This window comes from Flavobacterium plurextorum, from assembly GCF_024638035.1.
Taxonomy (GTDB): domain Bacteria; phylum Bacteroidota; class Bacteroidia; order Flavobacteriales; family Flavobacteriaceae; genus Flavobacterium; species Flavobacterium plurextorum.
Map to the genome: position 1 here is coordinate 610,748 of NZ_CP100442.1, position 19,591 is coordinate 630,338.

General features: G+C 31.7%; 24 protein-coding genes. 8 read left to right on the forward strand and 16 right to left on the reverse strand.

Annotated features, from left to right (window positions below):
* Positions 1-154 precede the first annotated feature (154 nt).
* Entirely contained in the window at positions 155-2,599 is a 2,445-nt protein-coding gene (locus NLG42_RS02925) for an ATP-binding response regulator (protein ID WP_257682944.1), read from the forward strand.
* Here the strand turns inward: NLG42_RS02925 and NLG42_RS02930 are convergent.
* The 12 genes from NLG42_RS02930 to pdxA all read right to left on the reverse strand — a co-directional run bounded on the left by NLG42_RS02930 (position 2,596) and on the right by pdxA (position 11,033).
* Complete coding sequence (locus NLG42_RS02930) at positions 2,596-3,948, reverse strand: sigma-54-dependent transcriptional regulator (RefSeq protein ID WP_257682945.1); 1,353 nt, start codon at positions 3,946-3,948, stop codon at positions 2,596-2,598. The two genes, NLG42_RS02925 and NLG42_RS02930, sit on opposite strands and share 4 nt — an antisense overlap.
* Positions 3,949-4,075: 127 nt before the next feature.
* Positions 4,076-4,372: a PepSY-like domain-containing protein gene (locus NLG42_RS02935; protein WP_089057040.1), complete on the reverse strand. Its 297-nt coding sequence runs from the start codon at positions 4,370-4,372 to the stop codon at positions 4,076-4,078.
* Between the two features lie 16 nt (positions 4,373-4,388).
* On the reverse strand, positions 4,389-4,685 hold the full coding sequence (locus NLG42_RS02940; RefSeq protein ID WP_089057041.1) for a PepSY-like domain-containing protein: 297 nt from the start codon (positions 4,683-4,685) through the stop codon (positions 4,389-4,391).
* 18 nt (positions 4,686-4,703) lie between these two features.
* Positions 4,704-4,994, reverse strand: a complete 291-nt coding sequence (locus NLG42_RS02945; RefSeq protein WP_257682946.1) for a hypothetical protein — start codon at positions 4,992-4,994, stop codon at positions 4,704-4,706.
* 29 nt (positions 4,995-5,023) lie between these two features.
* On the reverse strand, positions 5,024-5,320 hold the full coding sequence (locus tag NLG42_RS02950) for a hypothetical protein (RefSeq protein WP_089057042.1): 297 nt from the start codon (positions 5,318-5,320) through the stop codon (positions 5,024-5,026).
* Positions 5,321-5,396: 76 nt separating this feature from the next.
* Complete coding sequence (locus NLG42_RS02955; RefSeq protein ID WP_089054360.1) at positions 5,397-5,693, reverse strand: hypothetical protein; 297 nt, start codon at positions 5,691-5,693, stop codon at positions 5,397-5,399.
* 295 nt (positions 5,694-5,988) lie between these two features.
* The gene (gene accC, locus NLG42_RS02960) at positions 5,989-7,338 is read right to left on the reverse strand and encodes an acetyl-CoA carboxylase biotin carboxylase subunit (protein WP_099718034.1); all 1,350 of its coding nucleotides are present in this window, start codon (positions 7,336-7,338) and stop codon (positions 5,989-5,991) included.
* Positions 7,339-7,448: 110 nt separating this feature from the next.
* Positions 7,449-7,937, reverse strand: coding sequence for an acetyl-CoA carboxylase biotin carboxyl carrier protein (gene accB / locus NLG42_RS02965; protein WP_089054362.1), 489 nt, complete (start codon positions 7,935-7,937; stop codon positions 7,449-7,451).
* A gap of 23 nt (positions 7,938-7,960) precedes the next feature.
* Positions 7,961-8,959, reverse strand: coding sequence for a beta-ketoacyl-ACP synthase III (locus tag NLG42_RS02970; RefSeq protein WP_089057045.1), 999 nt, complete (start codon positions 8,957-8,959; stop codon positions 7,961-7,963).
* Between the two features lie 172 nt (positions 8,960-9,131).
* Positions 9,132-9,326, reverse strand: a complete 195-nt coding sequence (rpmF, locus tag NLG42_RS02975; RefSeq protein WP_008465217.1) for a 50S ribosomal protein L32 — start codon at positions 9,324-9,326, stop codon at positions 9,132-9,134.
* A 9-nt stretch (positions 9,327-9,335) separates the two neighbouring features.
* Positions 9,336-9,878 (reverse strand): YceD family protein, encoded by a 543-nt coding sequence (locus tag NLG42_RS02980; protein ID WP_089057046.1) that lies wholly within the window; start codon positions 9,876-9,878, stop codon positions 9,336-9,338.
* 105 nt (positions 9,879-9,983) lie between these two features.
* Positions 9,984-11,033 (reverse strand): 4-hydroxythreonine-4-phosphate dehydrogenase PdxA, encoded by a 1,050-nt coding sequence (gene pdxA / locus NLG42_RS02985; RefSeq protein WP_257682947.1) that lies wholly within the window; start codon positions 11,031-11,033, stop codon positions 9,984-9,986.
* Positions 11,034-11,090: 57 nt separating this feature from the next.
* Between pdxA and NLG42_RS02990 the strand changes: the two genes are divergently transcribed.
* Positions 11,091-11,681, forward strand: a complete 591-nt coding sequence (locus tag NLG42_RS02990; RefSeq protein WP_089057047.1) for a riboflavin synthase — start codon at positions 11,091-11,093, stop codon at positions 11,679-11,681.
* Positions 11,682-11,717: 36 nt separating this feature from the next.
* On the opposite strand, the gene NLG42_RS02995 is transcribed toward NLG42_RS02990, so the two are convergent.
* Positions 11,718-11,954 (reverse strand): hypothetical protein, encoded by a 237-nt coding sequence (locus tag NLG42_RS02995; protein WP_099718033.1) that lies wholly within the window; start codon positions 11,952-11,954, stop codon positions 11,718-11,720.
* A 547-nt stretch (positions 11,955-12,501) separates the two neighbouring features.
* Here NLG42_RS02995 and dcm point away from each other — a divergent pair.
* A complete protein-coding gene (gene dcm, locus NLG42_RS03000; protein WP_089057049.1) occupies positions 12,502-13,479 on the forward strand; it encodes a DNA (cytosine-5-)-methyltransferase in 978 nt (325 codons plus the stop codon).
* 3 nt (positions 13,480-13,482) lie between these two features.
* On the opposite strand, the gene NLG42_RS03005 is transcribed toward dcm, so the two are convergent.
* Positions 13,483-13,971: a very short patch repair endonuclease gene (locus NLG42_RS03005; protein WP_257682948.1), complete on the reverse strand. Its 489-nt coding sequence runs from the start codon at positions 13,969-13,971 to the stop codon at positions 13,483-13,485.
* Between the two features lie 288 nt (positions 13,972-14,259).
* Here NLG42_RS03005 and NLG42_RS03010 point away from each other — a divergent pair, with 288 nt between their 5' ends.
* From NLG42_RS03010 to NLG42_RS03030, 5 genes are all read left to right on the forward strand, one after another.
* On the forward strand, positions 14,260-15,492 hold the full coding sequence (locus tag NLG42_RS03010; protein WP_257682949.1) for a site-specific integrase: 1,233 nt from the start codon (positions 14,260-14,262) through the stop codon (positions 15,490-15,492).
* Between the two features lie 204 nt (positions 15,493-15,696).
* On the forward strand, positions 15,697-15,993 hold the full coding sequence (locus tag NLG42_RS03015) for a helix-turn-helix domain-containing protein (protein ID WP_257682950.1): 297 nt from the start codon (positions 15,697-15,699) through the stop codon (positions 15,991-15,993).
* Complete coding sequence (locus NLG42_RS03020; RefSeq protein WP_089054700.1) at positions 15,983-16,195, forward strand: hypothetical protein; 213 nt, start codon at positions 15,983-15,985, stop codon at positions 16,193-16,195. Before NLG42_RS03015 ends, NLG42_RS03020 begins: the two co-directional genes overlap by 11 nt.
* A 100-nt stretch (positions 16,196-16,295) precedes the next feature.
* Positions 16,296-17,150: a rolling circle replication-associated protein gene (locus NLG42_RS03025; protein ID WP_257682951.1), complete on the forward strand. Its 855-nt coding sequence runs from the start codon at positions 16,296-16,298 to the stop codon at positions 17,148-17,150.
* An 8-nt stretch (positions 17,151-17,158) separates the two neighbouring features.
* A complete protein-coding gene (locus tag NLG42_RS03030; RefSeq protein ID WP_257682952.1) occupies positions 17,159-17,467 on the forward strand; it encodes a hypothetical protein in 309 nt (102 codons plus the stop codon).
* A 20-nt stretch (positions 17,468-17,487) separates the two neighbouring features.
* On the opposite strand, the gene gapS4b is transcribed toward NLG42_RS03030, so the two are convergent.
* On the reverse strand, positions 17,488-18,597 hold the full coding sequence (gene gapS4b, locus NLG42_RS03035) for a GapS4b family protein (RefSeq protein ID WP_257682953.1): 1,110 nt from the start codon (positions 18,595-18,597) through the stop codon (positions 17,488-17,490).
* A 2-nt stretch (positions 18,598-18,599) separates the two neighbouring features.
* Positions 18,600-19,538, reverse strand: coding sequence for a GapS4a family protein (gapS4a, locus tag NLG42_RS03040; protein ID WP_257682954.1), 939 nt, complete (start codon positions 19,536-19,538; stop codon positions 18,600-18,602).
* Positions 19,539-19,591: the final 53 nt, after the last annotated feature.

Below are 19,591 nucleotides of genomic sequence, written 5' to 3' on the forward strand. Positions count from 1 at the left end.
CAGATATTTATATAATCTGAGGCTGATTTCTTTTTAAGACTATTTAATTATATAAACATTTGAGTTGTTTTTGCTTTTTTGAGATCGAAATTTTAAATAAATTGCAGATAATTCCAATATCTCAAACACTTCCTCAATCTACACCTAAATATTTATGGAGAGTAAAAAAAGTTATACAGCACTCAAAGTCTTATTCAGTTATGTTGCATTACTGGCTTTGGTAGTTACTGTTGGATGGTTTTTATACTCTGAAAATGTAGTCTACAATAAACTTGAAGATAAAATTGCCTTTGAAAAAACCAAAATTTTAAGAGTCAGTAAACTATTTTCAAACGTTTATAAAACGGAGAGTTTAGCTAGAAAAACAATTCAAACAAATTCTGAAAGTGATTTTAAAAACTATCTTATCGAAACGGATTCTTTAAGAGCAAGAATTGATACTTTAAAACAAATTGTTACTACTGAATATCAAAAAGTTCTATTAGACAGCGTTACTTATTTATTATCTGAAAAAACAGAAAATATCCGCAAGCTAAAAACTATAAAAAACAAAGCTGATGATGAAGTTTCTGTAAATACTGCAATTGATGAAATCACTAAAATGGAGTTTAAGCTTAGAAAACTGGAACTTCAGGATTTTAGCAAGAATCCAAATCAATTAGGAAGTTATCAGCGAAATGTACTTCAAAAATATGTGGATTATCTGAACCAAAATATCCCAGATGACAGCACTAATACTTTAAGCAAACAAGCATCTGATTCTATCTTGGCCAATTCGAAAAAATTACTGAGTAATGTAAAATTGAAGGCCGAAAAGAAAAAAGAATCACTGAATTTTGAAGAAAACAAGTTACTAAAAAATGAAATTGCCATTTCTGAACAACTTAGAAAGGTTCTTCGAATTATCGAAAGAGAAATCATTATTAATTCGATAAAAAACAATTCGTTAAAAGAAAAATCATTACGCAAAGTCAATGAAATTGTAACTGCTTCGGCTATTATTGGATTAATATTGACTATTTTCTTTTCGATTTTAATTGTAAGCGATTACTCGAAATCGCAGTTGTATAAGAAACAGCTTGAAATTGCGAATTTTAAAACCAAAAATTTATTAAAAAGCCGAGAGCAGTTAATTTCGACTGTAAGCCATGATTTAAAAACTCCTTTGAGCACAATTGTAGGATATTCAGAACTTTTGAGTAATTCTGATGTCAACACAAAGCAATCATACTTTATTAGGAATATCAAAAATTCTTCGGAATATATCACACAGCTGGTTCAGGATTTATTGGATTTTTCTAAAATTGAAGCTGGAAAAATTACTATCGAAAAAGTTCCTTTTTCTTTAACAGAAATTATTGAAGATACCGCCAAAAGCATTCAATCTGTCTACGAACAAAAAAACATTGATTTAATTATAAATGTTGACGAAAAATTAAAAACAAGAATTGTTGGCGATCCGTTTCGACTAAAACAGATTTTAACTAATATTATTGGTAATGCCTTTAAATTTACTGAAGAAGGTTTTATTAAGATTAATGCATATTGTACTGATGATGAAAAATCTTTTGCAATTACAATTGAAGACACTGGTATTGGAATTGAAAAGGGGAATCAAAAATTAGTTTTTGAAGAGTTTGCTCAAGCCAATGAAAACATTGAAAAGAAATACGGCGGCACAGGATTAGGCTTATCAATCTGTCAAAAAATAATTGCAATTCTTGGAGGCAGTTTAAAACTGGAAAGTACTTTTGGAAAAGGAAGCACTTTTAAAATCAAACTTCCTCTGCAATTTGACAACAGCAATAATACTGTTGAACAAAACGAAAAACCAAAGCTTGGTTTTACTCAAAAACTGACTTTTATTGTAATAGATGATGACACTAATCTGTTGAATTTAACCAGCGGCGTGCTTCGACAAGAAAAGCATGAAGTTTTATCGTTTAACAGTGCAGCAAAAGCATTGGAGACTATTGAAAATACTCCTTTTGATTTTATTATTACCGACATTCAGATGCCGGAAATGGACGGTTTTATGTTTTTGAAAAAACTCCAGACTTCTGAAAAAGGAGTGTACAAAAACCAACCTGTTATCGCTTTGACCGGAAGAACAGATTTAGAAGCATCTGTTTACACTGAAGCTGGTTTTACAACGGTAATCAAGAAACCATATTCGCCAAAAGTATTAATAGAAACAATTCAGTCTATCTTGGCCGATGACAGACTTCCAAATACAGTAATAAATGAGCAAGAATCTGGAGAGACTTCTTCTCAATTGTATTCTTTAAAAACTTTAAAAGAATTTTTAGGTTATGATAATGATGCTTTAAAAGACATTCTAAAAGCTTTCATGGCAAGTAGTAACGAGAATTTTACGGCTCTTGAAAATGCTATTGCAGAAGAAAACATTGCAGACATTCGAGCAATCTCTCATCGAATTGCACCTATGTTTAAACAGATCGAAGCACGAGAAATTGGAGTTATTCTAAAAATACTGGAACAAAATGATCTTGAAATTCACCAATTAAAAGACATTTATCAAGATCTAAAGATCAAAAAAGATTTGCTGTTTAACGCTTTACAACAAGAAATAGTCTAATCTATATTGTATTGCTTTAATTTATTATAAAGTGTTTTTCTGGTAATTTTAAGCAGTTTTGCCGCTTCTGATTTATTGTTTTGAGTTCTATTTAGAGCCTGAATAATGGCTTCTTTTTCGTTATCAGATAATGAAAAAGAACCTCCAGTACTTTGCTGCTTTTGAGTCTGAAAGAATTCAGCCGGCAATACATCGCTTTTTATAAAATCTCCTTGAGATAAAAGTGTAGCACGTTTAACACAATTTTGCAATTCACGTAAATTACCCGGCCAATTGTAATTTTGAAATATGGCAACAACTTCTGGAGAAAAACCTATAATATCTTTGTTTAACTGCTGATTTGCTTTTTCAAGAAAATAGTCAGCAAAAACCATTAAATCTTCATCACGATCTTTTAAAGATGGAGACTGAATAGAGAATTCATTGATTCTATGGTATAAATCTTCTCTAAAATCGCCGTTTTTTACTGCCTCACGCAAATCTTCATTTGTGGCAGTAATAATTCGGATATCGACGTTTATTTCTTTATTGCTTCCAACGGGTTTTATTTTTCGCTCTTGAAGCGCACGTAATAATTGAATTTGATTTTCATAAGAGAGATTTCCTATTTCATCCAAGAAAAGTGTACCGCCGTTTGCCGCTTCAAAATACCCCATTTTATCACTAATCGCTCCCGTAAAAGATCCTTTTAGATGTCCAAAAAATTCACTCGCTGCTAACTCTTTGGGAATAGCTCCGCAATCTACTGCAATAAAATTATTATTCTTTCGATGACTTTGCTGATGAATACTTTTGGCAATAATCTCTTTTCCGGTACCGCTTTCGCCGATAATTAAAACGGACATATCCGTAGGACTTACTAAGTGAATGTGATCCAATAGTTTTTTTGAAGCAACTGAAATTCCTTTTACAAATTCGTTTTCAGTTGATACTGTCTTTTTTACTCGCTTTTTTTCTTTAACAGGAGCTTCATCTTCAAATTCAGATTCAGGAACCTGCAGCGCATTTGTAATTACTAGAAGAACCTCATCTGGATTAAATGGTTTTGAGATATAATCGGCAGCGCCATTCTTTATTGCTTTTACAGCTGTATTTACATCAGAATATCCAGTCATTAAGACAACTGGAATTTGAGGATGAGAATTTTTAAATTCAGACATAAGTCCTATGCCATCAGAATCAGGCAGGCGAAGATCTGTCAAAATTAAATCAAATGATTCACTTTTGATTGCTGATCTTGCTTCTGCAGCAGAGAATGCTATACTTACTTCGTATTGTTTTTTTACTAGAAATTTCTCCAGCAGCTTACAAAACGAAATATCATCTTCTATCAATAAAATCTTTGGCATTTGTTTTTAGGGACTTTTTTGCTAAAATAAGACTATTAAAATTGTATTTTCACAAAGTTATGCAAAAAAAAAGAGATTGCACGCTGCAATCTCTTTTCACCAAAAACATAAATCTAATTTCACCTAATTATATTTTCAACCAGTTGCCATTGACATCTGAAAAAACAGTAGCCTTCTGGTCACCAACCGATATTTCTAGTTTGTATTCTTTTTTATCATTAACAAAAGCTTTTACCAATTTTGCATTTGGATAAGCGGTTTGCAGAGCGGTTTTTACAGCTGCCGGAACAGCTTCTGAAGTAATCTCGGTATATTCTGTTTGTACCAAAATTGACATTTCTACTTTATTTGAAGTTGTCTCTGCTAAAGCAGGAAGTGACAAACTCGCTAAAATAATAGTTACTGCTAGGGCTGACTTTTTCATAGTGCTCTGTTTTTAATTATTTCTTAATGATATTCCCCGAAGCATCAGTGAAAAAAGTATATTTCTTACCTTCTTTTGAAATTTCAAGCTTGTACTCATTTTTATCGTTCTTGTATGCTTTTTCAAGTTTAGTACCTGGAAAAGATTTCTCGATTGTTGACTTCACTGCTGCCGGAACAGCATCTGCTGTAACTTCAGTGTATCCATCTTGAATGTTTACTGTTGCAATAACAGAAACTGACTGAGTCGAAATTGCCGCCTGAGATGACAAACCTCCTAAAATAAGTGCTGCAGATAAGATTAACTTTTTCATAATGCTTAGTTTTTATGGTTACTTTTTAATAATTTTTCCTGTCGCATCTGTGTACACAGTTGATTTTTCACCTCTAACAGTGATTTCAATTTTGTACTCTTTTTTGTCGTTTACAAATGCTTTCTCCAGTTTCACACCTGGATAAGCTTCGTCTAAAGATGTTTTGATTGCAGCCGGAACTGCATCAATTTCTTTATACTCGTCTTGATAATTTACTGATTCTACAGCTGATTTCGCTGTAACAGTATTTTCTGCCTGAATTGACAAACTTCCTAAAAGGATAGCTGCCGATAAGATTAACTTTTTCATAATTATATTTTTTTTAAAGTTAGCTTGACTTATTTTTTGATCCAAGATCCATCAGCGTTAGCATAAAGAGAACCAACTTTGTCTCCTACAGTAACATCTAATTTATACTCTGATTTTGTGTTTTTAAAAGCTTTAGAAAGTATTGCATCTGGATATGCTTTTTTAAGAGCGTCTGTTACTGCAGATGGAACTTCTTCAAGTTTTATTTCAGTGTAATCATCTTGAATTGAAATTGTTTTTACGATTGTATTTGAAATTGGCGAAGTTGAAGCAAATGATGTTAAACCTCCCAAAACGATTGCGGCTGATAAAAATAAATTTTTCATGGTAGTGATATTTTAATATTGTTAATTTAATCTTAGTATTACTAATTCGAATTTTCAAGAGAATACTCTTTAAGGATTATTTTTTAATCCAAGTTCCGTCAGCGTTAGCGAAAAGATTCCCTACTTTTTCTCCAACTGTAACGTCTAATTTGTATTCAGATTTTTCGTTTTTGTATGCTTTTGTAATTACTGCATCTGGATATGCTTTTTTCAAAGCTTCGGTAATTGGAGCTGGAAGCTCTTCTAGTTTAATCTCTGTGTATTCGTCTTCAATCGAGATAACTTTTACAATAGTGTTTGTCACTGGACTAGTTGAAGCAAATGAAGTTAAACTTCCTAAAACAATTGCGGCTGATAAAAATAAATTTTTCATAATGTGTATATTTAGTAATTAATAGTTGTTTTACGCTTTAGATAAAGAAACTATCGTGCCGTAAACCAAATACCAAACCCCAAAGCAGCAAAACCACTTATTATCAACAGGTTAACACTGTATACACAAAAATACAAAAAATACGAATAGTGTGTAAATCAATTATATAGTGTGTAAAAAGTAAACACTTTTTGTGTTTACTTAACCCTATAACACAACAAAACCCGACAAGTAAACTTGTCGGGTTTATAATATAGATTAAAAAAAAGCTGTCGAAATCGACAGCTTTACTTATTTATTCTTGAATTGGATTCATTTTGAAAGTATCCATAAAAGCAGTTGTGTAATCTCCTGCAATATATCTAGGATCATCCATCAATTGTCTATGGAAAGGTATTGTAGTTTTTACACCTTCAATAACAAATTCATCCAAAGCTCTTCTCATTTTACTGATCGCTTCTTCACGAGATTGTGCAGTTGTAATTAACTTAGCAATCATTGAATCGTAATTTGGCGGAATGCTGTAACCTGAATAAACGTGAGTATCTAAACGAACTCCGTGTCCTCCTGGCATATGAAGCGTAGTAATTTTTCCTGGTGAAGGACGAAAATCATTATAAGGATCTTCAGCATTAATACGACATTCTATAGCATGTAATTGTGGCAAATAGTTTTTTCCAGAAATTGGAATTCCGGCTGCAACCATAATTTGCTCACGAATCAAATCGTAATCAATTACTTGTTCCGTAATTGGATGCTCTACCTGAATACGTGTATTCATTTCCATGAAATAGAAATTTCTGTGTTTGTCAACCAAAAATTCTACAGTTCCAGCTCCTTCGTATTTAATGAATTCCGCAGCTTTTACAGCAGCTTCTCCCATTGCAGCACGTAGTTCATCTGTCATGAAAGGTGAAGGTGTTTCTTCAGTAAGTTTTTGGTGACGACGTTGTACAGAACAATCTCTTTCAGAAAGGTGACATGCTTTTCCGTAAGAATCTCCAACAACTTGAATTTCGATATGACGTGGTTCTTCAATAAGTTTTTCCATGTACATTCCGTCATTTCCAAAAGCTGCCGCAGCTTCTTGACGTGCACTTTCCCAAGCTTTTAAAAGCTCTTCTTCTTTCCAGATAGCACGCATTCCTTTTCCACCACCACCAGCAGTAGCTTTCATCATAACTGGATAACCAATTTCTTTAGCTATTTTTAGTGCATGTTCGTAAGATTCTAACAATCCATCTGAACCTGGCACACATGGTACTCCTGCCGCTTTCATTGTAGCTTTTGCAGAAGCTTTATCTCCCATTCTGTCGATCATTTCAGGAGCCGCACCAATAAATTTGATTCCGTGCTCTTGACAAATTTTTGAGAATTTAGCATTCTCAGAAAGAAAACCGTATCCTGGGTGTATTGCATCTGCATTTGTAATTTCTGCAGCGGCAATAATATTTGACATTTTTAAATACGATAAGTTACTTGGAGGAGGTCCAATACAAACCGCTTCGTCAGCAAATTTAACGTGCAAGCTTTCTGCATCTGCTGTAGAGTAAACTGCAACAGTTTTGATTCCCATTTCCTTGCAAGTACGAATTACACGAAGTGCAATTTCTCCTCTATTCGCAATTAATATTTTTTTAAACATCTTATTTTAATTAGATAATTAGACAATTTGATAATTAGATAATTTTAGATGATTAACAAAACTTTTATTGTGAATCCTTCTAAAATCTAAAATCTAAAATCTAAATTTATTTATGATGGATCTACTAAGAATAAAGGTTGATCAAATTCAACTGGAGACATATCGTCAACAAGAATCTTAACAATTTTTCCTGAAACTTCTGATTCGATTTCGTTGAATAATTTCATTGCTTCAATTACACAAAGAACATCTCCTTTTGCGATTGTGCTTCCTACTTCAGTAAAAACTGGTTTGTCTGGAGATGGTTTTCTATAAAATGTTCCAATAATTGGAGATTTTATCGTTATGAATTTAGAATTTTCAGCTGGAGCTTGAGGCTCAGCTGCTACATTTACAACTACTGGCGCCGTTACTTGCGGTGCAGCTGCTTGTGGTAATGCTGCCTGAGCTGGCAATTGCTGTACATAAGTAGTTTCTGTTACATTTCCTTCTAAAGTTGTTCTGATTGTGATTTTTACATCATCCATTTCTAACTTCACTTCTGCAACTCCTGAATTTGCTACAAATTTAATTAGGTTTTGAATTTCTTTTAAATCCATAATGACTCGTTTTTAGTTTTGATTTATTTTTTATCGTAAGCCCATTTTAGGTAAATAGATCCCCAAGTGAATCCACCGCCAAATGCAGCTAAAATAATATTGTCTCCTTTTTTGAGTTGTTTCTCAAAATCGTAAAGTACCAAAGGTAATGTTCCTGAAGTTGTATTACCATATTTTTCAATATTTACTAATACTTTAGACTCTTCTAGTTCAAGTCTTCCTGCAGTTGCATCAATGATGCGTTTGTTTGCCTGATGCGGCACTAACCAATCAACATCTTGATTTGTTAGATTGTTTCTTTTCAAGATTAGCTCGCTTGCGTCTGCCATATTGGTTACAGCATATTTAAATACTGTTTTACCATCTTGCATAATATTGTGTTGTCTGTTTTTTACAGTTTCTTCTGAAGCTGGAATTAAAGATCCTCCAGCAGGTATTTTAAGAAAGTCACGACCTACTCCATCGCTTCTTAAATACTCATCTTGTAAACCTAAACCTTCATAGTTTGGTTCAAACAAAACAGCACCACCGCCATCACCAAAAATAATGCAAGTTGCTCTGTCTGTATAATCTACAATTGATGACATTTTATCTGCACCAATTAATAGTACTTTTTTATATCTTCCAGATTGTACATAAGCCGCAGCAGTTGACATTCCGTATAAGAAACTTGAACAAGCTGCCTGTAAGTCATATGCAAATGCATTAGTTGCTCCAATTTCTGTTGCAACATAAACTCCTGTAGAAGCCACCATCATATCAGGTGTTGCTGTTGCCATAATAACCATATCAATTTCTAAAGGATCGATATTTGCTTTTGCTATTAAATCCTTTGCTGCTTGTATAGCAAGATAAGATGTCCCTTTATCAGCATCTTTAAGAATTCTTCTTTCTTTAATTCCGGTACGAGTGGTAATCCATTCGTCATTGGTTTCTACCATTGTTTCCAACACTTTGTTAGAAAGTACAAAGTCTGGAACGTATCCTCCAACAGCGGTAATTGCGGCTGTGATTGTATTCATTATATTCTATTATTTCCTTTCAAATATTGTTATTTGAAAAATTTTTAAAAGACTTGAAAATTACAAAAAAAATCAAAACGAATTTGCCTGTATTTTCTTAAAAAACGAAAATTATAACCAACAAAAAAAACTCTCACTATGTGAGAGTTCTAGTATAATTTACAAAAACGTATTAAGCAACCGCTTCAGATTTATCGATAACAACTTGCCCTCTGTAGTACATTTTACCTTCATGCCAGTAAGCTCTGTGGTATAAATGCGCTTCTCCAGTAATAGGACATGTAGCGATTTGAGCTACAGTAGCTTTATAATGTGTTCTTCTCTTATCTCTTCTTGTTTTCGAGGTCTTTCTCTTAGGATGTGCCATTTTACTATATTATTTATCCGTTAATAGTTTCTTTAATTTTTCCCAACGCGGGTCAATATCTTCTTCTTGTTTACTCTCTTCCTTTTGTTCTTTTACACTTAATTCATTCAACTTTGTTAAAGCTTCGGTCTGTAAAGTCCCATCTTTAACGCCTGGATGAATTCGTTTTTGAGGCACTGAAAGCGCTATCATTTCATAAATGTATTGTCCTACATTCAATTCATGCTCTCCATGCGGTAAAATCAACAACTCTTCATTATCATCATTGAATTCATCTCCAAAGCGAACAATCAATTTCATTTTCCCTTTTAAAGGAAGATCAAAATCTTCACTTGTTAGATCACAAGGCACATTTACAGTTCCTTTATGTTTGAATTCTAACTCTAACATGTTGCTTTTCTTTTCGAAAACCAAACTCACTTTAATCTCAGAACTTTGAAACTCTTCATAGTCAAAGTCTTTAAAGAACGTGTTATTTATTTGATACTCAAAATGGTGTTTTCCCAGCTTTAACCCTATAAAAGGAATTAAAAATTCTTTTGTTTTGCTCATTTCAACATCAATTTGTACAATTCGAATACAAAACTACATATCCGAATTGGGGTGCAAAGATATAAAATTATTATAAATCTAATAATCTTATTCACCTTTTTTTGTTTATAACTGTTTTTCTTTTATTTTAAGAGGTTTTTGGCTAATCTCCTCATACTGATTACGCGAGCGAAAAATATCAAGTGCAAGATAAACTGCCTCTTTAAACGAGTTGAAATCTGCCATGTCTTTTCCTGCAATATCATAACCAGTTCCGTGATCTGGTGATGTTCTAATTTTATTTAAACCTGCTGTATAATTAACTCCTTTGCCAAAAGATAATGTCTTGAACGGAATCAATCCTTGATCGTGATAAGTTGCTACAACAGCGTCATATTTTTCATATTGACCACTTCCAAAAAAACCATCGGCAGAAAATGGTCCGAAAACCATAGTTCCTGAATCGAATATTTTTTTCAAAACCGGCTTTAAAACTAAATCATCTTCTTTTCCAATTACGCCGCCGTCGCCGCAATGTGGATTTAATCCTAAAACTGCAATTTTTGGTTTTACAATACTAAAGTCTTGAATTAAAGATTTTCGGATTGTTTCAATCTTTCTTGTAATTAATTCTTCGGTTAAATGAGAAGAAACTTCACTTATAGGCACATGATCTGTTAACAAACCTACTCTTAAGTTATCCTGAACCATCATCATTAAAGCATTACCTTCCAACTCTTGATCTAGATAATCTGTGTGACCTGGGAATTTAAATTCTTCAGATTGGATATTATATTTATTTATAGGAGCCGTAACCAACACATCAACTAAACCTTCTTTTAAAGCTTTTGTCGCTGCTACAAATGATTTTATGGCATACTCTCCTATTTTTTCATCATTAGTTCCTAAGTTAATATCAACTCCTTCTCTCCAAAGATTAAACACGTTCACTTTTCCTGGAACAATCTGATCTAATTTATCTATTCCATGAAACTGAACGGTCGAAGTGAAACTTTTTTTAACAAAGGATAGAATTTTAGCATTTGCAAAAATAACCGGTGTACACAATTCAAGCATTCGAGAATCCTCAAATGTTTTTAGCATAACTTCGCTTCCAATACCGTTTAAATCTCCAACTGAAATTCCAACAATTATATTTTCTGCTTTTTTATTCATGAGCTCAGCTTATTTATTACTAATTTTGATGTGCAAATTTAGTAAAATAAAACTACAATGTTCACAGGAATTATAGAAACCCTAGGAAGGATTCACGAAATACAAAAAGACAAAAACAACTTACATGTAACTGTCGACTCCTCTATTACAAACGAATTAAAGATTGATCAAAGTGTTTCGCACAATGGAATCTGCCTTACGGTAGTTGCTATAAAAGATTCATTTTATACGGTTACTGCAATTGAGGAAACTATTTTAAAGACCAATATTGGCGATTGGAAAGTTAATGACATTGTAAATCTAGAAAGAGGAATGAAACTTGGCGACCGCCTTGACGGACATATTGTACAAGGTCACGTTGACCAAACTGGTACATGTACAAAAATTGAAGAGGCTAACGGAAGTTGGAATTACACTTTCGATTACGATGCAAATCTTAGCAATATTACGATCGAAAAAGGCTCTATAACTGTAAACGGAGTTAGTCTGACAGTTGTAAATTCTAAAACCAACGAATTCAGCGTTTCTATTATACCTTATACTTTTGAAAACACTAATTTCAAAAACTTCAAGGTTGGCTCAAAAATAAACTTAGAGTTTGATGTTGTTGGAAAGTACATTTCAAGACTTTATTCAATAAACAAATAGTTCTAGAAAAATTCAAAACACAAAAAAAGCTTCAATTTAAACTGAAGCTTTTTTTATTTTATTTCGATATATAATTGTTATTCCTAAAATTAATGCGCTTGCAATTAAAAAAGCAATATCTTCATTAATTGGCACTTTTGTCGGCGGCGGCGGCTTTACGATTCCAGCACGCGACATTCGCGGCGGCTGCGGCGGCATCTCTTCAGCAAAAACATATGATGAATTAGATACAACTAAAAAAAATACCAATAAAGCAATTCTTGTAATTCTCATAAATTTAAAACACTGGAAACAAACATTAGATATTTGGGCAAATATTTTAATATAATATCCTCATGAAAAAGAGTCTTTCAAGGAAATTCATTGACAAAAGTATTTTTTTTTTGCAAAAAAACAACTTTATAAACAAAACAGCTCTTTCAATTTAAGAAATAAAATTATAATATAATTCCTACAACAAATGTCAATGTATTTTAAAGAAAAACCAAAATATTTCAAAACTTTCCTTCCAAAATTCTTTAAAACACTTTAATACGCAAGCACTTTCAATTATTCATCGCCTAAACAAAAAACAAATCGATCAAGAAAATCCTTTTTTCGGTACTCTGAAATTTGAAAAAAACTTCTCACAGAATAAAATTTAAAAAAAATGCAACAATTTTAAATAAGTCAGAAAGAACTGTAAAGTATGACATTGAAAAATAAAATACTTTTCTTTTTAAGAACCGATCGCAGTCTACTATACTCTAATTAATATATTTGCAGGAAATAATATGGAACTAAAAAAGTTCAAGACATCATTTCTTTAGCCGAACGAATAATGGAGAATAAATTTACAGTTGGAAGTTTGTATGCGGGTGTGGGCGGAATATGTCTAGGTTTTAAAAAAGCAGGCTTTGATCTAAAATGGGCCAATGAATTTGACAAACATGCCTGCAAGACTTACAGGACAAACTTCGAACACAATTTAATTGAAGGCGATGTAATGAACTTAAACTTAAGTTCTCTTGAAAAAATAGACATTTTAACGGCCGGATTTCCCTGCCAGCCTTTCTCGCTTGCAGGACACCGAAAAGGTTTCGAGGACAGAAGAGGAAATCATTTTTTTAAAATCCTTGATTTCATTGACGAAATGAGACCTAAAGTCGTTTTTCTTGAAAACGTTAAAAACTTAAGAGGACACGACAAAGGCAATACTCTTAAGGTTATTGAAAGTGAAATAAAAAAACGAAACTACACTTTTGACAGCGCTATTTTAAATACTAAAGATTTTGGCAACACACCGCACAACAGAGAAAGACTTTTTATGGTTGCTTTTGACAAAAACTTCGTTAATAACAAAAAGTTTAAGTTTGCCTTTCCCAAAAAAGAAAACCTGACTACATCTGTAAAAGATTTAATCATTACCGAAAAAGTACCAGATAAATTTTACTATGGTGAGGATAAATACATGTACAATACTTTGAAAGAATCTATTGTCGATAAAGATAGAATTTATCAATTCAGGAGACACTATGTTAGAGAAAACAAGGCTGGTTTATGCCCTACTTTAACAGCAAACATGGGAACTGGCGGACATAATGTTCCAATTATTATAACAGATCATGGATTTCGAAAACTGACACCTCGAGAATGCTTCAGATTTCAAGGTTTTCCAGATAGTTTTAATCTCCCTTCTATTTCAAATTCTAACTTATACAAACAAGCTGGAAATTCAGTAAGTATGCCCGTTATTGAAAGATTGGCCAATGAGATTTCTAAAGTCATCGAAAAAGTCGAAAAGAAGAAAAACATTTAAACTCTATTTCTCTTCGATTTTGGTCTTTGAAAATTCTATTTCTCTTTGAATTTTTATTAAACAAGTATCAAGTTCTTTCTGAATTTCTTTGCTCCAAAAACGTATTACTTTCCATTCTTCTGAAATTAAATAAGCATTAACCTCAGCATCGCGTTTCCTATTTCGTTCTATTTTTGGAATCCAATACTCCCGATTCGACTTAATACGCTCTTGATTTAAGTCCCAATCTTTACCGTGAAAAAATTCGCTGTCTATAAAAATGGCAATTTTATACTTTGCAAAAGTCAAATCAGGCTTACCAAACACCTTTTTATTATTCTTTCGATATCTATAACCAAGCTGCCACAAAGCCTTTGCAATCCTAACTTCATCTTTGGTTGCTGTACTTTTTATAGCCTGCATATTTTTCCTCCGTTGTTCAGGCGTTAAATTATCCATTGTCTTGTCCTGATTAAATTTGTCTTTGCAATATAAATTTACTTCATTTTTCAATAGACAATGAAATTTCAAAGACTTCTCTAAAAGCCTAAAAACAAAAAAGCCTTTACATTTCTGTAAAGGCTTTTTATTTCTAAATAAGTGGTCCCACCTGTACCACTTGTAATTTAATCTATTTTTACTAAATTTTACCGTATTTACTAGCCTTAAAGCCAATAAAAGCTCGTTTTTAGGTAAGATAAAATTAAGATAAAAAAGACAAAAATAAAAAAATTCGTCCCCTCATTCGTCCCCTATCAAAAATATATCTATATTTACTGATGTATAAACGTACAATTCTATATGTCAAAAGCCAAATTTATTTTAAAAGAACCCACTTCTAAAGAAGATTCTTTAATCTATCTGATCTACAATTATCAATATAGTAGATTTAAATATTCAACAGGAGAACATATAAACCCAAAATTTTGGAATCCAAAAAACCAAAGGGCAAAAGAAACAAAACAATTCCCCGAATACCCCGAATTCAACACTCGTTTAGATAAAATTCAAAACGGAATTAATAATGTCTTTCGAAAATTATTGAATGATGGCATTCAACCCAACAATACAATCTTAAAAGAAGAACTTAAAAACCAACTAAGCGACCATATACTAAAACCTAAAAAACAAACTTTCATTGAGTTTATTGACAAATACATCAATGAAAGCAAGTCAAACAAAAGAGAGGGAACTATAAAAGTTTACAACACCACATTTAAGTACCTCAAAGAATACGCTTCAAAACAAAAAACAATAGACTTTGAAAATATCACTTTAGAGTTTTACAACAATTACACTGCTTTTCTCTATCAAGAACACTCATTATCCGCCAATACTGTTGGTAAACACATTAAAACTATTAAATCTTTCATGAATGAAGCTACCGAAAGAGGCATAAATGAAAATTTAGAGTTTAGAAAAAAGAAGTTTAAAACAATTCGGGAAGAAGCAGACACCGTTTACCTAAGCATCAAAGAACTAAAAGATTTTGAAAAGCTAAAGCTCTCAGCTTCTCCAAGTCTAGAAAAAGCTAGAGATTTGTTTTTAATTGGATGCTATACAGGCTTACGTTTTTCAGATTTCACACAAATAAAACCCGAAAACATAAATTTAGAAAAATCTATGCTTTTAATCAGGACACAAAAAACAAGCGAAAGAGTTGCTATTCCACTACACAAAACAGTAAAAGCAATAATGAAAAAATACAATTACAATCTTCCTGCTGCATTTACAAATCAAGTGATGAATACACATATTAAAACTATTGCGAGTTTAGCAGGCTTAAAAGGAGAAACTGAAACAACAATAACACGAGGCGGAAATATTGAAAAATCAGCTTCTCCAAAATTTAAACTAATATCAACTCATACCGCAAGAAGAAGTTTTGCAACAAATATATATTTAGCAGGAGTTCCTACAATTTCAATCATGAAAATAACAGGACATAAAACAGAACGCTCTTTTATGGCTTATATTAGAATTAGTCAAGAAGAAAACGCAGATAAATTACTAACTCATCCATTCTTTAACTAACAACAATATATCAAATAAAAAACGAGTAAAACCCAGCAAAACCTAGCAAAAACGAGTAAAACCTACTAAAAACGAGTAAAACCTACTAAAAACACACAAAAAGGTACAAAAAGGTACAAAAAAGTACAAAATCAGAAAACTGCATTTTTTTAAAATATTTCTTTGCGTCATTATAAACTTAAATACAGTAAAATAATGACAAAAATGATGTTTACCACAATCGAGCTTCCTGAACTTAAAAAAATTGTAGAAGAAGCAATTTTAAATCAGTTAAAACATTTTGTTCCTGTTGTTGAACAAAAGAACCCGCAACTACTTACAAGAAAACAAACTGCTGATTTTCTTTGTATCTCATTACCCACACTTCACGACTGGACTAAAACAGGAATTATTCAAGCGCATCGAATAGGAAATCGTGTGCTCTATAAATTTGAAGAAATCAATAATTCCTTAAGTCAAATCAACACTTCAACTTTGAAAGGAGGTCGTTATGGAAACTAAGAAAAATGACTACTCTGTTATTGTCTTTTTTGAAAACGAACCAAAACCTAAAAAATGGAATTACGTTCATAAACTAAATGGCTTTTCTATGTTTTTAAATAAAGAACATTCAAACTGGGCGTATATGAATATTTACGAACGTAGAACAGGCAAATATTTGAAGCGTTTTCACAAAGGCAATTTTATACCTCCGTTTATCTAACCTCATTTTTTTTTAACCTTTAAAAAGTAAGAACCTTTAATAAACAACTTTTAATAAATAACCTTTTAATGGTTTTAATTAATGTACAACGATTCAGATTATGATAGTCAAAAATACATACGGAACAAGTGTTGCTTTTTCACTTAGAGAATTTGGTGTAATTCCAAAAGACGAATTTACTGGCTCAGCATTACAACGCAAAAAGCAACCGCCAAAAGAAAAAACTGAAAAAGAAGCAATAGCAAATAAACTAAAAGCAGAAAAGAAAAAAGAAATCAAACTTCGTTTTTTATCAAAACGCTCAAAGCAAAAAATTAGAAAGAAGCTCATTTGCTTTGCAAGATGTCATAAAAAACTAAGTTTCGTAACGCTAACATTTTTAAACAAAGTTACAGACGAACAGGCAGTAAACATTTTACGCAAGTTTATAGACAACGTAAAAAAGCGAAGCGTAAATTTTCAATATCTATGGGTAGCGGAGCGACAAACAAAAAACGACATGTTCAAAGGGAATATTCATTTTCACATGATTACTAACAAATATTGGAAAATTGAAAATTGGTGGAATTACTGGCTTGACTTGCAAAAGAAAAATGGAGTAATTCCGAGAGATGAGAATTACAAACCGTCTTCCGCTTTTGATGTTCGGGAATTAAATTCAAACAACATCAGGTCAATCGCTTCTTATGTGACAAAATACGTTACAAAGAACAACGATAAATTCAAATGCCAAGTTTGGAATTGTTCAAGACAAGTTTCAGAACTCTATACCGATTTTTATACGGATTCGAGCTATGTAGATGAATTTAAAAAACTAGATGCTGTATTAAAAGAATTTGAAGTAAAAGACCATAGCAACAGGTTAATCATAAACGTAAAAATGATAAACCTAAACAGACAAACATTACCACTCTACAAAAGATTAGACGATAAGAACAAAGCAATAACTAACTAAAATAAAACATGAAACTAATCAATATAAAACTAAAAGAACTACCAAAAGACACAAAGTTCGCAACATTTGACTCAAACAACGAAGATATTATTCTTGGCGAATATTTAATCGCAAAATTACTCTATAATGGATTTACACTCAATCAAATTTTAGAACAAGCAAACGAAATTGAGGACATGAGAGAAAGAGAAGATGTAAAAAGCATAATAACTCATATATCATTAAATTTTATATCCCTTAATCCTGAATACAGTTATTTAATAAATGAGAATTATGGAAAACGTGAGTTTTGGAATTCGCTAGGAATAAACGTCTAAATTTAAAAAAGCTAACCCAACTAAGGATTAGCTTTTTTATGTTTTTCATAACTACTTGTCTTTACTTTTTCGACAAATTTGTAAACCTTTTTTCTAAGCTGTAATTCCGTTGCTTTTCTCTTATCCTCTCTATTTATTTTAAAATTGTATGAAATCTGTAATTCTGCATTCACATCCTTCTTTGTTATATAGTCAGGAAAAGAAATATCAATTATACATGTTCCCTTAACTCCATCAATATCAAAATTATATTTTAAGGAAACAGAAGCAAAAATTAGCTTTGAATGATATAAATTGTTTTTAAGCAAAATATGATTTTGCAATTCCTTTCCATTTAGCTTTAAAGAATCTATTTCATCCAAAAAATCCTTAACATCAGCATGAGCTTTTTCATTTTCATCTAAGTAAAGATCAATATCAGTAATGGAAACATAATCCAAATAAATAGAGAATTTTGCCGTAAATGCATACAAAAACTGTATTCTATTTTCATTTGTGAAGCCATTAAATTTTATTCTAATAAAATCATCATCAGGCTTTATAATCTTTTTTTCTTTTAAAATTTTTTTAACCTCTCCCCCTAAAATATTATTTATAAAAATAGTTTCTTTAGATGTAGAATCTTGCTTTACTGAAAGCTCAATATCGCCCTCTTTAGACTTACTAATATAAATTGCCCCATTATGCAAGCTTTCACTTTCATTCCAGTTCTCAAGTAAATTTTGTTTCTTAATCTGATAACTAAAAACAGCCTCATCATCCTCAAAATAAAAATGAGGTGTTCCAACTAAACTAAAACCTGGGTCATAATTATGAGCATCGTTTATCAATTTACTTAAATTAATATTTTCCGAAAAAACATCCATTAAATCTAAATCTGTAGTACATTTTATTGTAGCTGTCCTATACTTTACAGTTTCGTCTTTAACTTTTTGCACTTCCCACAAATCATCAAATTCGCTGGGACTTATTAATGTTTTCATCAACAATGGTACAGAGGAATTTTTTTCTGAATGCCCCAAGAAAACACCTTTTTCTCTAAGTATTGTATTAAGATTAGAAGAAGTAATACTTCCATTTGTTAAAAATTGTCTAATCCTATCACCTTGTGGTAAAATATCTTTCTTCATAATTAATAATTTCTAAAATCCTCTGTATGCTTTTTCAAAAACAAATTTTTCTCATGAATGTAATTTCCAAATCTTGCTAATTCCTTTTTCACAATAGGCGAATGTTCTAAATCATTAAAATCAGGAAACGACAATACTGTAGCCGATGTAGATCCTAAATGATCAAACCCTTTTGCAAAATCTAATAGTTTAGTAAAATTGCTACTTGAAAACTCATCTTTTGAAAAAATCAAAAGCTCAACTTTTCCATCTTTCTCAATACGAACAGGTATTATATCTGAAAAAAGATATTGTAGCGGTAAAAAGTCGCCAAAGCTTTGTGATTGTAGATTAATATTATTTAATCCGGTATTGTGATAAACAAACTTCAAATTTTCTTTTCCAAATTCTTTTTTAGCATTTTGAATTGTGTCAACAAAAAAGCTTAATCTATTGTTATCTAAAACAACTATTTTATCAAATAATAGATCATTATCAATCTGAATATTTGAAATCTCAGATATTATATTTTTGCTTTCATCGCTTTTGTTAGATGCCCAAACTAATATACCTACGACCTCTGTTTTATTTACATTCGAAAAACCAAAATTTGTATCTGCAGATAATTTTGAGTTTTTAAAACATTCAAGTGTATGAGCTAAATCAATAAAATGTTCTTTAAAAGTTGCTTTAGGGGAGTTAGGATAAGGTTTTGAAGTAAACTTAGATGAAATAACACCTACATCAAGGGTTTGATCTTCCATAGGACTGACCATACTAACAAATGCATCTATTCCGTGTGTTGTTCTATTTCCTTGAGCTTTTTTATCTTTGTGCTTAACGGGCTTGTTGCAAGTAATAGATTCCCCATGCAATACATTGCCATACCCTAAAATATCCCTGAAAAAATAATCAACTATCTTTTCCCCTTTTTCCCCTACGGACTTAGACCATTCTCCCATGTTAACAAGCAGTTTTTAAAATGAATGCTAATATTAAGAATAAAATCCGTACA

Bases quoted from the DNA above. Each gene is read 5' to 3' on its own strand.
- NLG42_RS02925 (WP_257682944.1), top strand. From the start codon at position 155: ATGGAGAGTAAAAAAAGTTATACAGCACTCAAAGTCTTATTCAGTTAT.
- NLG42_RS02930 (WP_257682945.1), bottom strand. From the start codon at position 3,948: ATGCCAAAGATTTTATTGATAGAAGATGATATTTCGTTTTGTAAGCTG.
- NLG42_RS02935 (WP_089057040.1), bottom strand. From the start codon at position 4,372: ATGAAAAAGTCAGCCCTAGCAGTAACTATTATTTTAGCGAGTTTGTCA.
- NLG42_RS02940 (WP_089057041.1), bottom strand. From the start codon at position 4,685: ATGAAAAAGTTAATCTTATCTGCAGCACTTATTTTAGGAGGTTTGTCA.
- NLG42_RS02945 (WP_257682946.1), bottom strand. From the start codon at position 4,994: ATGAAAAAGTTAATCTTATCGGCAGCTATCCTTTTAGGAAGTTTGTCA.
- NLG42_RS02950 (WP_089057042.1), bottom strand. From the start codon at position 5,320: ATGAAAAATTTATTTTTATCAGCCGCAATCGTTTTGGGAGGTTTAACA.
- NLG42_RS02955 (WP_089054360.1), bottom strand. From the start codon at position 5,693: ATGAAAAATTTATTTTTATCAGCCGCAATTGTTTTAGGAAGTTTAACT.
- accC (WP_099718034.1), bottom strand. From the start codon at position 7,338: ATGTTTAAAAAAATATTAATTGCGAATAGAGGAGAAATTGCACTTCGT.
- accB (WP_089054362.1), bottom strand. From the start codon at position 7,937: ATGGATTTAAAAGAAATTCAAAACCTAATTAAATTTGTAGCAAATTCA.
- NLG42_RS02970 (WP_089057045.1), bottom strand. From the start codon at position 8,959: ATGAATACAATCACAGCCGCAATTACCGCTGTTGGAGGATACGTTCCA.
- rpmF (WP_008465217.1), bottom strand. From the start codon at position 9,326: ATGGCACATCCTAAGAGAAAGACCTCGAAAACAAGAAGAGATAAGAGA.
- NLG42_RS02980 (WP_089057046.1), bottom strand. From the start codon at position 9,878: ATGAGCAAAACAAAAGAATTTTTAATTCCTTTTATAGGGTTAAAGCTG.
- pdxA (WP_257682947.1), bottom strand. From the start codon at position 11,033: ATGAATAAAAAAGCAGAAAATATAATTGTTGGAATTTCAGTTGGAGAT.
- NLG42_RS02990 (WP_089057047.1), top strand. From the start codon at position 11,091: ATGTTCACAGGAATTATAGAAACCCTAGGAAGGATTCACGAAATACAA.
- NLG42_RS02995 (WP_099718033.1), bottom strand. From the start codon at position 11,954: ATGAGAATTACAAGAATTGCTTTATTGGTATTTTTTTTAGTTGTATCT.
- dcm (WP_089057049.1), top strand. From the start codon at position 12,502: ATGGAGAATAAATTTACAGTTGGAAGTTTGTATGCGGGTGTGGGCGGA.
- NLG42_RS03010 (WP_257682949.1), top strand. From the start codon at position 14,260: ATGTCAAAAGCCAAATTTATTTTAAAAGAACCCACTTCTAAAGAAGAT.
- NLG42_RS03015 (WP_257682950.1), top strand. From the start codon at position 15,697: ATGATGTTTACCACAATCGAGCTTCCTGAACTTAAAAAAATTGTAGAA.
- NLG42_RS03020 (WP_089054700.1), top strand. From the start codon at position 15,983: ATGGAAACTAAGAAAAATGACTACTCTGTTATTGTCTTTTTTGAAAAC.
- NLG42_RS03025 (WP_257682951.1), top strand. From the start codon at position 16,296: ATGATAGTCAAAAATACATACGGAACAAGTGTTGCTTTTTCACTTAGA.
- NLG42_RS03030 (WP_257682952.1), top strand. From the start codon at position 17,159: ATGAAACTAATCAATATAAAACTAAAAGAACTACCAAAAGACACAAAG.
- gapS4b (WP_257682953.1), bottom strand. From the start codon at position 18,597: ATGAAGAAAGATATTTTACCACAAGGTGATAGGATTAGACAATTTTTA.
- gapS4a (WP_257682954.1), bottom strand. From the start codon at position 19,538: ATGGGAGAATGGTCTAAGTCCGTAGGGGAAAAAGGGGAAAAGATAGTT.